This is a genomic window from Dactylosporangium sp. NPDC006015 (genome assembly GCF_040614215.1).
GTDB lineage: Bacteria > Actinomycetota > Actinomycetes > Mycobacteriales > Micromonosporaceae > Dactylosporangium > Dactylosporangium maewongense.
The window spans coordinates 37,318-49,377 of sequence record NZ_JBEXUD010000023.1; the positions used below are offsets into that span (position 1 = coordinate 37,318).

The 12,060-nt window shown below is 70.7% G+C and carries 3 protein-coding genes; 2 read left to right on the forward strand and 1 reads right to left on the reverse strand.

The window, feature by feature from the left end:
• Nucleotides 1–37: 37 nt before the first annotated feature.
• The gene (locus tag ABZ321_RS33605; RefSeq protein WP_354898865.1) at nucleotides 38–3,694 is read right to left on the reverse strand and encodes a ricin-type beta-trefoil lectin domain protein; all 3,657 of its coding nucleotides are present in this window, start codon (nucleotides 3,692–3,694) and stop codon (nucleotides 38–40) included.
• A gap of 330 nt (nucleotides 3,695–4,024) precedes the next feature.
• Between ABZ321_RS33605 and ABZ321_RS33610 the strand changes: the two genes are divergently transcribed.
• Nucleotides 4,025–11,167 carry a polymorphic toxin-type HINT domain-containing protein gene (locus tag ABZ321_RS33610; protein ID WP_354898867.1) on the forward strand — a complete coding sequence of 2,381 codons (7,143 nt, stop codon included), beginning with the start codon at nucleotides 4,025–4,027 and terminating at the stop codon, nucleotides 11,165–11,167.
• Nucleotides 11,168–11,201: 34 nt separating this feature from the next.
• Nucleotides 11,202–11,999: a hypothetical protein gene (locus tag ABZ321_RS33615; RefSeq protein ID WP_344505381.1), complete on the forward strand. Its 798-nt coding sequence runs from the start codon at nucleotides 11,202–11,204 to the stop codon at nucleotides 11,997–11,999.
• Nucleotides 12,000–12,060: the final 61 nt, after the last annotated feature.

The window sequence follows — 12,060 nt, forward strand, 5'->3', positions numbered from 1 at the left end:
GAACCGTCGCCGGCCCGGCCGCACCGACCTCGCACCGTTACTGCGGCAGGATCCAGACCTGCGCGGTGGTGTTGGCGACGCAGTCGTAGATCTGCAGGGCGCTGCCGTTGGCGGTGTTGCCGTTGATCAGGTCGAGGCAGCGGCCTGAGGCGGGGTTGACGAGGGTGTTGTTGGGGCCGCGGCGCCAGGTTTGGGCCGGGGTGCCGTTGCAGGTGTAGAGCTGGACCTTGGTGCCGTTGGCGGTGCCGCCGCCGGTGATGTCGAGGCACATCGAGGTGGTGCTGTGCAGCATGCCGTCGTCGAGGAGTGCCCAGGTCTGTGCGAGGGGCACGTTGGCGGTGCAGTCCCAGATCTGGATGGGGTTGCCGTCGGCCATGGTGCCGCTTCTGTTGTCGAGGCACTTGCCGGCGTAGCCGGAGCGGACGAACCCGATGCCGGTGCCGTCGAGGGTCCAGGACTGGTTGGGGCTGGCGTTGCAGGTGAGGATCCGCAGCGAGGTCTCCGCCGGGGTGGGTGCGTCGAGGCATTTGCCGGTACCGGGGTTGACGAGGCTGTTGTTCGGTCCGGGTTGCCAGATCTGGTTCGCCGTCTGGTTGCATTCGTAGAGCCAGACCTGGCTGCCGGCGGTGGGGCCGATGCCGGCGATGTCTGCGCATTTGCCGAGGATGCGGAGGGTGCCGTCGCCGGGCATGGTCCACAGTTGGCCGCCGAGGCCGGTGTTGCACCGGTAGGTGCGGATCGGGTTGGAGTTGGTGGCGTAGCCGTTGGCGTTGTCGAGGCAGAGGCCGCCGGGCAGCCCGGACCTGACCAGGCCGGTGGTGCCAGTGGCGTTGGTGACGGCGGCGGCGAAGGTGCCGGCGCCGGTGTTGAGGTTGGCGTTGATCGAGGTGCGCCGCAGGTCGCTCCACAGGTCGGGTTTGCCGTCGCGGTTGATGTCGGCGCCGGTGACGACCGGGGTCGTGGCCGCTGGGAACCCGGTGGTGGAGTAGGTGGCGGTGGTGCTGCCGGTCGCGCCGGCGAAGACGCCGCCGGCGGTGTTGCCGGTGACGAGGTCGACCTTGCCGGTGGCGTCGGTGCGGACGAACAGCGCGGGTTCGGTGCCGTTGAGTGTCGCGGTGATGGTCTTGCCGGTCCAGCCGGTGCTGATCAGGATCGGGCTTTCGTAGGCGCCGGGCGGGAAGCCGGGCGGGTAGACGTAGAGGGCGTCGCCGACGATGACGTACAGGTCGGGCAGCGGTGAGCCGGTGATGCTGGGCAGCACCGAGGCGGCGATCTGGTCGACGACCTGGTTGCCGTCGGTGCCGTCGACCTTCGGCAGGAGCAGCTTGATGCGCTCGTTGGGGTCGAGGGTGCCGCCGTCGCCGTAGGCGGGGATGACGAGCACGTTGCCGTCGGCGTCGCTGCGGGGCAGTTTGACGAGGAGGTCCTGGGCGCCGTCGCCGGTGAGATCGAGGGCGCCGACGGTGCTGCCTGCCCAGTCGGTGACGGTGCCGGTGCTGCCGGCGCCGCCGGTGCCTTCGCCGCCGACCTGGACCGGTGCCGCGAGGTGGCCGGCGTTGTCGGTGCCGGCGTACAGCCAGGCGCCGGGCAGGGCGGTGGTGCCGACGGAGACGACGTCCGGTTTGCCGTCGCCGGTGTAGTCGCCGAACACGGCGGGCTGGGCCGGTGCGTCGGTGGTGAACCGGTAGGCGGTGACCGGGCTCGGGTTGCCGGCGCCGTTGATGGCGTACACGTACAGGATGTTGGGTCCGAACCGGCGTGGGGTGAGGGTCACCGGGGTCCGGACCCCGGCGACGGAGGCGGCGGGTGTCACCGCGCCGCCGCGGAACGGGCCGTAGCCGCCGGGGATGACGGCCGGTGGCTCGACGTTGAGGCTGTAGACGTAGCTGATCGCCGGGTCGGATCCGGACCATGAGAGCTGGAACGTGCCGGCGGTGCCCACGGCCGCGCCGGTGGTGTCGGCGGGGAACGCGACGGAGGTGACCTGCGGCGCCGACGGCGTGTTCTGGTTGACGCTGAACCAGCAGGTCGGCGTGACCGGTCCGAGGTCGTGGCCGTCGCTGGCGCGGACGTTCCACGAGTAGACGTGGCCGTGCGTGAAGCTGCTGGCCGGGATGGTGACCGACGCCGTCTGGTTGTTGCTGACCGTCACGACCGGGGTGCCGACCATGGTGCCGGCGGTGCTGTCGGCGATGTTGAACCCGGCGTCGAGCAGGCCCTGCGCGCCGTCGGGGTCGCTGACCGTCGCGGAGAACGTGACGTCGGTGTTGCCGATCTGGCCGCCACCGCCGCACGGCACGGACGGGCTGCTGCCGTAGTTGGTCGGGGTGTTGGGCACGGCGTTGTACTCGATGGCGATCGTCGGGTTGTTCTGGAACTTGCGCCACGCGTCGCGGTTGGTCTCGGTGGAGTTGAACAGGCCGAGGGTGGTGGCCGACCAGTGCCCGGCGGCGGCGGAGACGATCTCGCTCTTGACGTCGAAGTCGTGCTGCATCGGGTTGGGGCTGCCGTCGCTGCGCCAGTTGCCGGGCAGGTTCGCGCTGGCGACGAGGCCGCCCTTGCACGGCTGGTTGTCCCAGCTGGTCTGGTTGCTGATCCCGCACATGTGGTAGACGCCGAAGCTGTACACGTTGTTCGTCGCGGACCACACCGACTTCAGCTGCAGCGTCGCCTTGGTGATGTTGGTGCCCCAGATGTTGGTGGGGATCCCGAACTGGAAGAACGAGCGGGCCTTGTAATAAGGCGTTTCCCAGCCGGCGTAGCCGGCGCGGGCCCAGTCGCTGCTGTTCCAGTATTTGGTGGTGCTGTAGTTGCTGTTCACGTACGTCCAGGCGTTGCGGTTCGCGGCCGCCGGGGTCGGGTTCCACGACGGGTCCACGTACAGCGGGTACGTGGTCGCCGGGTCCTGCAGCATCGCCGGGTCGGGCGCGATGACCACCGTGTTGCCGGCCTCGACGCTGACCCCGACGCGGTGCTGCCGGGCCACGGCGCCGGGCCCGCGGACGGTGGAGCGGGCCGGCTCGCCGTTGACGAACGGCAGCTCCGCCGCGGTCGATCGCAGGCCCGCCTTCGTGGCGGGGGTGGCCGAGTCCCACGCGACGGGCGCCGGAGCGGTGAACCGCACCTGCCCCGTGGCGTCGACGGCGGTGAGGTTGCCGTCGGCGCCGGCCGTGACGGTGACACCGGGCGCGACGGTCTGCAGGCGCAGCTTCTTCAGCGCCGGGTTCGCCGTGGCGGCGGCGTCGCGGATGACCAGGACGTGGGAGAAGCCGCCCTGCTCGGTGGCGGTGACCGCGAGGTCGACGCCGGGCAGGACCCCGGCGTAGGTGGCGGTCGGCCCGCTGACCGTCGGCGCGGGCAGGCTGCCCGGCCACTTCAGGCCGAGCTGCGCGCCGCTGCCGCCCATGGTCGCGAACGCGCCGCCGCCACCGCCGGAGATGACCAGCGGCGCCGCGGACGCGGCCGGGCTGTAGCTGCCGTCGGCGTTGCGGCGCAGCGACGCGTCGAGCCCGACCCAGGCGCCGTCGCGCTTGGTGCGGACCGGCTGCGCGTTCAGGTTCGTGGTGAAGGTGCCGTCCGGGTTGGCGAACGTCTGCTGCGTCGCCGACGTCGCCGACGCCACCTCGACCGGCCGGCCCGTCGCGCGGGCCCGCGCCGCGGCGTCCTCGACCGGCCGGACGGCCTGCTTCGGCACCGCCGGCGCAGCGACCGCCGGGGCGGCGGGTGTGACAAGGATCCCGATCCCGGCGCCGGCAACGGCGGCCGTGACGACGATGGACAGCCCGCTTCGAGCGCGCGCTGCGGTTAACCCTGCCCTTGGCATGGTGATTCCCCCGTTGAGATAGACACTGGTCAGCGTCGTTTGTGGCCGCCGAACACCGAGGACGGCAGCGGCCGGCACATTCTGAACACGTTCGACCGCGCAGGCTACGGGATCAGGAGGCCCAGATCCAGGGGTACATACATCTGCATACATTGTTGTAAGCTCCGCCCACGCTTCTGCGATCACACGGGGGATCCACACATGGCGACGCGCGGCACCGGCATGTCCAAAATCAGGTTCAAGACCCTTCGACCACCACGACCGGGCCGCGCCCCGGCGCGGCGGACGCTGCTCCGCGCGCTCGCGTTGACGCTGGTGACGAGCGGTTTCGTGGCCCTGCCGTCGGTGGCGGAGGCCAAGCCGGTGAAAGCGCCGGCGGAGCAGCAGTGGTCCAGCGTCCAGGGCGGCAAGGCGGCGACCCCGGCAGCGGTGCGCAAGCCGGCCGCCGCGCCGGTGTGGACCCCGCCCGCCGTGTCGTGGCCGGCCGCCGGCAGCGCCACCGTCGACCTCACCGCCGCCGACGCCCAGGCCGCGGACGCCGCCCGGACATCCCGCCAGCCGGCCGCGGTGCCCTCGACGAAGGCCGGCGAGCTGCCGGTCCGGGTGGCGCGGGGCAGCGCGGGCCCGACGAAGCTGAAGATCTCCCTCGCGGACCGGACCGCCTCGGAGCGGGCCGGGGTCAAAGGCTTCCTGCTGCAGGCGCAGCCCGCGGAGCCGGCCGCACAGGAGGGGCAGGTCCGGGTCTCGGTCGACCCCGCCCAGGTCGCGGGCCAGTACGGCGGCGACTTCGCCAACCGGCTCCGGCTGGTGACACTGCCGCCGTGTTCGCTGAGCACGCCCGAGGTCGCCGCGTGCACGGCGCAGACTGCGGTGCACACGACCCGGGACCGAGACGGCACGCTGTCCGGGCTGGTGACGATCCCGGCCGGCGGGCAGGCGCTGCGCGACGGCAAGGCCGCCTCGTCGGTCGTGTTCGCGCTGACCGCCGGGGCCAGCGGCACGTCAGGCGACTACGGCGCGACCCCGCTGAAGCCGGCCGGGTCGTGGAGCGCGGGCAACAGCTCCGGCGACTTCGGCTACACGTACCCCATCCCGCTCCCGCCGGTGCCGGGCACGCTGTCGCCGTCGGTGTCCCTGGCGTACTCGTCGCAGTCGATGGACGGCAAGCAGGTCGCGACCAACAACCAGTCGTCGCCGATCGGTGACGGGTGGAGCTACGACCCCGGATCCGTCGAGCGGACGTACCGGACCTGCTCCGACGACGACGGCTCGCCGAAGAAGACCGGCGACTCCTGCTGGGCGGGCCCGATCGTGCACGTGGCGTTCGGCGCCGGCTCCGGCGACCTGATCTACGACACCAGCGTCCCGACGCACTGGAAGCTGTCCACCGACGACGGCGCCCGGGTCGAGCTGCTGACGGGCGCGGACAACGGCGACAACGACGGCGAGTACTGGAAGATCACCACCAAGGACGGCACCCAGTACTTCTTCGGCCTCAATAAGCTGCCCGGCTGGGCGAGCGGCAAGGACGCCACGAACTCCGCGTGGACGCAGCGGGTGTACGCGCCGCGCTCGGCCGACCCCTGCTACAAGTCCTCCGGCTTCGACGCGTCGTACTGCGACCAGGCGTACAAGTGGAACCTCGACTACGTCGTGGACACCCACCACAACGCCTACGCGTACTACTACAAGACCGAGCAGAACTACTACGGCCCGAACGGGTCCACGACCGGCGTGCCCTACGTCCGTGGCGGCTACGTCGACCACATTGACTACGGCCTGCGCGACCCCGACCCGTACGCGACCAGCGCACCGGCCCGCGTCAAGTTCGACAACACCGAGCGGTGCATCGAGTCGGACACGGTCTGCGCACCCGCCAACATCGTCAACGCCAAGACGAAGTGGCCCGACACCCCGTACGACCTCAACTGCGACGCCGGCAAGGCCTGCAACAACCACTCGGTGTCGTTCTGGACGCGGATCCGCACCAAGGGGATCGCCACGCAGATCTGGAACGGTTCCGCCTACACCTCCGTCGACTCGTTCGCGCTGCAGCACAGCTTCCCGTCGCCGGAGGACGGCACGACCCCCGGACTCTGGCTGGAGTCGATCAAGCGCACCGGCGGCACGGGCACCGGCGCGATCACGCTGCCGGCGACGACGTTCGAGTTCACCAGGCTGGCGAACCGCGCCGACGGCATCGACGGCGCGCCGGCGATGAACCACCACCGCATCTCCACCATCACCACCGAGACCGGCGAAGTCATCGGGATCGGCTACAAGACCGAGTGCACCGCACCGGTGACGATCGTGCCCAGCCAGAACACCAGCCTCTGCTACCCGGTGTACTGGACCCCGGAGGGTGCCTCCAACCCGACCCTCGACTGGTTCCACAAGTACGTGGTCACCGAGGTGTCCGACCAGGACCCCACGGGCAAGAGCCCCGTGCAGACCAGCACGTACGAGTACCTCGACGGCGGCGCCTGGCATCTGGACGACAACGAGCTGACCAAGGCGAAGCACCGTACGTACGGGCAGTGGCGCGGCTACGGCCGGGTCCGCACCCGCACCGGCTCGGGCCTCGAGGCCAGGACGCTGTCGGAGACCCGCTACTACCGCGGCATGGACGGCGACAAGCTGCCCGACGGCACCCGCCGCACCGCGACGGTCGCCCTGTCGACCGACGTCACGGTCGCCGGCGCCGCGCAGTCGGTCCCGGACACTGCTGAGCTGTCCGGGCAGGCCCGCCAGACCATCCAATACACGAGCGACGGCGGCCCGGTCGAGTCGGCCTCGGTCACGGACTACTGGGTCAGCCTGGTGCTGGCCCACCGTGCCCGCACTGGCCTCGACGACCTGGCCTCGCACATGACCCGGGCGGTCACGACCCGCAACACCAACGCGATCACCTCCAGCACGCCGACGAAGTGGCTGACGACGCGCACCGACACGACCTACGACACCACCACCGGCCTGCCCACCGTCCAGTACGACTACGGTGACGTCACCGACCCGTCGCTGGCCACCTGCACCACGACGACCTACGCGCCGGCCAACACCGCGGCGAACATCGTCGGGCTGGTCGCCGCCGTCGAGACCGACGCGGTGCCCTGCGGTGGGTCCGGCGTCAACGGCCTGACCGCGCCCACCAGCGTGAGCCGTCCCGCGCAGGTGATCTCCCGGTCCCGGACGTTCTACGACACCGACACCTTCGACACCACCTGGCCGCAGGCGGCGCCGACCGTCGGCAACGTGAGCGTCACCCAGGTGGCCTTCGACTACCGCAACGGCGCCTTCGACTACCTCACGAAGACCCGGGTCACCTACGACCAGTACGGGCGGACCGTGCGGGCCACCGACGCCAACGACACCACCGGCACGACCGCCTACACGCTGTCCAACGGCCTCACCACGAAGGTCGTGGCGACCAACGCGGTCGGCCAGTCGACCACCACGGTCTTCGACCCGTCGCGCGGGCTGGCCACCGCCAGCACCGACCTCAACAACCTGACGACGACCGTCGCCTACGACGCGCTGGGCCGCGCGACCGGCGTCTGGCGGCCGGGCCGGGCGCTCAACCAGGGCGCCAACCTCAAGTTCACGTACCAGATCTCGCAGACCGTCCCGTCGGCGATCAGCACCTCCTCGCTCAACGACGACGGCACCTACCGCACGACGATCGCGCTCTACGACGCGCTCACCCGGCCGCGGCAGACCCAGTCGCCGACCCCGGTCGGCGGGCGCATCGTCAGCGACACCTTCTACGACGGGCACGGCTGGGTCGTCAAGACCAACAACGCCTACTACGACGCCACCAGCCTGCCCAGCACGACCATGCTCGACATGACGGGCAAGGACAACCAGATCCCGGACCAGCAGCAGGTGTTCTACGACGGCACCGGCCGCAAGATCCGGGAGGTGGCCTTCTCCAAGGGCGTCCAGAAGCACGAGGCGAAGACGGTCTACGGCGGCGACCGGACCACGGTCCTCCCGCCGGAGGGCGGCACCCCGACGACGCAGATCCTCGACAGCGCCGGCCGGCCGATCGAGCTGGACTCCTACACGACGATGCCGACCGTCAACGGCTCGGTGGTGACCGGCGGCAACCCGGTGAAGATCACGTACGGCTACGACGCGCGGCACAACATGAACCGCACGACCGACGACAAGGGCAACAGCTGGACCAGCACGTACGACCTGCTCGGCCAGGTCATCGGCACCACCGACCCGGACGCCGGCGGCACCACGTCGACCTACGACAACAACGGCAACCTGCTCACCTCCACCAACCACCTGCAGGAGAAGACCAGCTACAAGTACGACGACCTGGGTCGCAAGGTCGCCCAGTACGACGGCGACACCACGACGCCGCCGGTGGCGACCTGGACCTACGACTCGACCACCATCAGCAACGGCATCGGTGAGCTCGCCTCCTCCAGCAGCTTCGTCAACGGCTACGAGTACAAGACGGAGGCGACCGGCTTCAACAGCTGGGGCGGCGTGCTGGGCACGACCGTCACCATCCCTGCCGCGCCCGGCAACGGCGCGCTCGCCAACACGTACACGTTCACCAACACATACAGCACCACGAACGGCCTGCTGCAGAAGACGGCCTACCCGAACGCCGGCGGCCTGCCCGCGGAGACGGTGAACCGCACCTACACGGCGATGGACCTGCCCTCCGGCGTGGGCAGCTCGCTCGGCGACTACGTCGACAACACGAAGTACAACCCGTTCAGCGGGGTCTCGCAGACCAAGTTCGGCTTCGGCACGACGAACGTGGCCTGGCGGACCCACGTCTACGACGAGTTCACCCACAACATCGTGAACTCCTACGTCGACCGCACCGGCACCGGCACGACCCGCATGGACGACGTCGTCTACCGGTACAACGCCGGGGGCCAGATCGTCTCCGCCACGAACGCGCGCAACAACAACGCGACCAGCGAGACGCAGTGCTTCCGCTACGACCTGCTGGGCCGGCTCACCACCGCGTGGACCGCGACCGACCTCTGCGCCGCGGACGTGTCCGTCACCGGCAGCAACACCACCGTCGGCGGGATCAACCCGTACTGGACGAGCTGGACGTACAACACCCTCGGCGACCAGACCGGAGAGGTCAGGCACGCCGTCCCGGGCGTCACCGGCGGCGACACCAAGGTCGACTACGCCTACCCGACCAACGGCAGCCAGCCGCACACCCTGCAGTCGGCCACCACCACCAGCGCGACGGTCACCAAGGCCAGCACGTTCACGTACGACACGATGGGCCGCACCATCACCCGGGTGACCCCGGAACGGGACACCCAGACGTTCACCTGGGACCGGCACGACAAGCTGCTGGCGGTCAAGACCGGCAGCGTGTTCAACGCCGGTTACGTGTACGACCCGGACGGCGGCCTGCTGATCCAGCGGAACCCGAGCGCGAACACCACCACGCTCTTCCTGCCCGGCCAGGAGCTGACGCTGCACACGGACACCAACGTGGTGACCGGGCGGCGCTACTACTCCGCGCCCGACGGCGCGCAGTGCGTGCGGACCGGCACCACCGCCACCGCCTACAGCTACCTGTTCTCCGACAGTGTCGGCACGGCCACCCTGAGCCTGGACCGTAACGGCGCCAACCCGACCTGGCGGGCGGTCACACCATTCGGTGCGCCGCGCGGTGCCCAGCCGGCGAACTGGCCGGACACCCACGGCTACCTGGGCAAGTCGACGGACGCCACCACCGGGCTCACCATCCTCGGTGCCAGGCACTACGACCCCGTCATCGGCCGGTTCATCTCCGTCGACCCGCTGCTGAGCACCGAGGACCCGAACCAGCTCGGCGGGTACTCGTATGCCGGCAACGACCCGATCAACTCGTCGGACCCGTCGGGCCTGCAGGGCTCGGCGAGCTGTGCCCCCGGCTACGTCGGCGGCCCGGGCGGCTGCACCGGCACCGAGAACGACAGCGGCTCCTCCGGCGACTACTGCTGGTCGGCCACGACCCGCTGTGACATGCCCGGGTGGAGCCCGCCGCCGCCGAAGGCATCGCCGCCGAGCAAGAAGAAGAAGAAAAAGAACTGCGGCTTCCTGTGCAGCGCGTGGGACGCCAGCGCGGACTGGGCCATGAACCACGCCGAGCTGGTCGGTGCGGTCGCGGGCATCGCCGCCGGCATCGCGGTCGGCGCGATCTGCACCGGCGCCACGTTCGGTGCCGGGGCGGTGGGGTGTGCCGCCATCGCGGGTGCGGTCGGCGGCGCGGTCTCCGGCGCGGTCACCCACGGCCTCGACGTCGCGGCCGGCCGGGCCGACGGCAGCAGCGTGATGGGCTGGGTCGGCGCGGTCGGGGTCGGGGCGGTGGTCGGCGCCGTCGCGGGCGCCGTCGGCGCGGTCGCCGGTGCCGCGGCCCTGGGCGGCGCGGTCGCCTGGGCCTCCGGGCAGGGCTTGAAGGCGGCCGGGCAGGCGGCGATCGCGGCCGGCCGCACGGCGATCACCGGCGCGGCCCGCGGTGCGGCCGCGGCCGAGGGTGCCGCCGCCGGCTCCGAGGAAGGCGCCGCGGCGAACACCGCCCGCCGGGCCGCGACCAGCTGCCGGGCCTGCCCGTGCAACAGCTTCTCCCCGGACACCCCCGTCCTCATGGCCGACGGCACCGTCAAGGCGATCAAGGACGTCGACCTCGGCGACTGGGTGCTCGCCACCGACCCGGTCACCGGCAAGACGGAGCCGCGCCTCGTCACGGCGCTGCACGACAACCTCGACCACGACCTGGTGGACGTCTTCGTACGCGACGCCGCCGGCACCGAGCAGGTCGTCCGCACCACCGCGAACCACGCCTTCTGGAGCGTCAGCGCCGGGGCCTGGATCCCGGCGGGCAAGCTGCTGCCCGACGAGCTCGTCCGCACCGCCGACGGCGGCACCGTCCCCGTCCTCGGCGTGGACACCCGCCCGGGCAGCGAGCACATGCTCAACCTGACGGTCGCCGACGCCCACACGTACTACGTGACCGCCGGCACCTCCACCGTCCTGGTCCACAACAGCGGCATCCCAGGCTGGGCCCGCGACGCGATCAGGGCCATCACGGGCGGCAACGGCTCGCCGAACAATCACAAAGGCACGCAGAACCAGAAGCTTTGGACCGGTACAGTTGCCGATGAGCACGGCAATCTCCCATCCGACGCATACAAGCGGAAATGGGGTGCGGCGCCCATCCGTAAGCCGGGGTTCCAGGGCAGTCCGGAGTGGAACGTGCCCGGGCGCGGCCCGAGCTTCAAGATTCTCGGCCCGAACGCTGACGGCGACTACGGCTACACCAGCAACCACTACAAAAAGATCACCGACGTGCCGAAAGGCATCTGCTGACACGTTGTCGGCGCCCGAATGACGAGAGGTGGGCATGTCCCGACCGCGGTACGCGTTCCGGATCCATGAGACCGGTGCCGTCGTGCTGCGGTGCGCGGACATCGCCCGCTTCTTTGTCAGCGACCGCACCGTCTACGACGACTTCGAGGATCCCGAGGACGCGGCGCACCAGCTGCGGTTCGGTCTCACGGGTGTCGATGTCCTGGGGGAGTTGCCCCCTGGAGTCGACATGGCCGTCGACGTGCTCGACGCGGCAGGCGCCGTGATGGGCTCCTATGAGATCTGGGACCTGCGACTCGAGCATGCGCCCGGCAACGGCGCCGCCGAGGCCACGTGCTGGATCATCAGCCTGCCGCACGCCGCGGCTGCCGGCGTCTGGGAGTGGTGGCGGGCGCGGCGTCCGGATCTGCCTGGACGGTGGGCTGCGCTGCCGCCAGGCGAGCGGGAGGGCTGGCTCGAGGTCGCCGAGCTGTGCAGCCCTTGGTCCGCGACCATCCAGCCGGACCGGGTCCACACCGTCGACGCGGTGCTCGACGGCAGGGACGTGGTCGACCTGGCGAGCTTCTTCTGCGCGCTGGGTGAGGCGGTGGAAGGCCCCGGCGGCTGGGTCGGGTCCGCATTCATCTCTGTCGCTACGATCCTGGAACTGCGGGCGGAGCAGACCTCGGCGCCATTGCGGGTGCGCTGGACGAATGCTGAGGTCGCCCGGCGCAACCTGACCCGGACCGTCCAGTACGGAGAGGACGGCAGGAGGTTCGGGTATCTGGACCTGGCGATCCGGATGCTCCGCGGCGCGGGCGTCGAGTTGACGCTTGTGGACGGTCCTGGCTGACGGGTCCAATCGGCTGCGCTGCTATGGGCGTGGGTGGCGTGCAGGAGACGTGCAGCGGCGG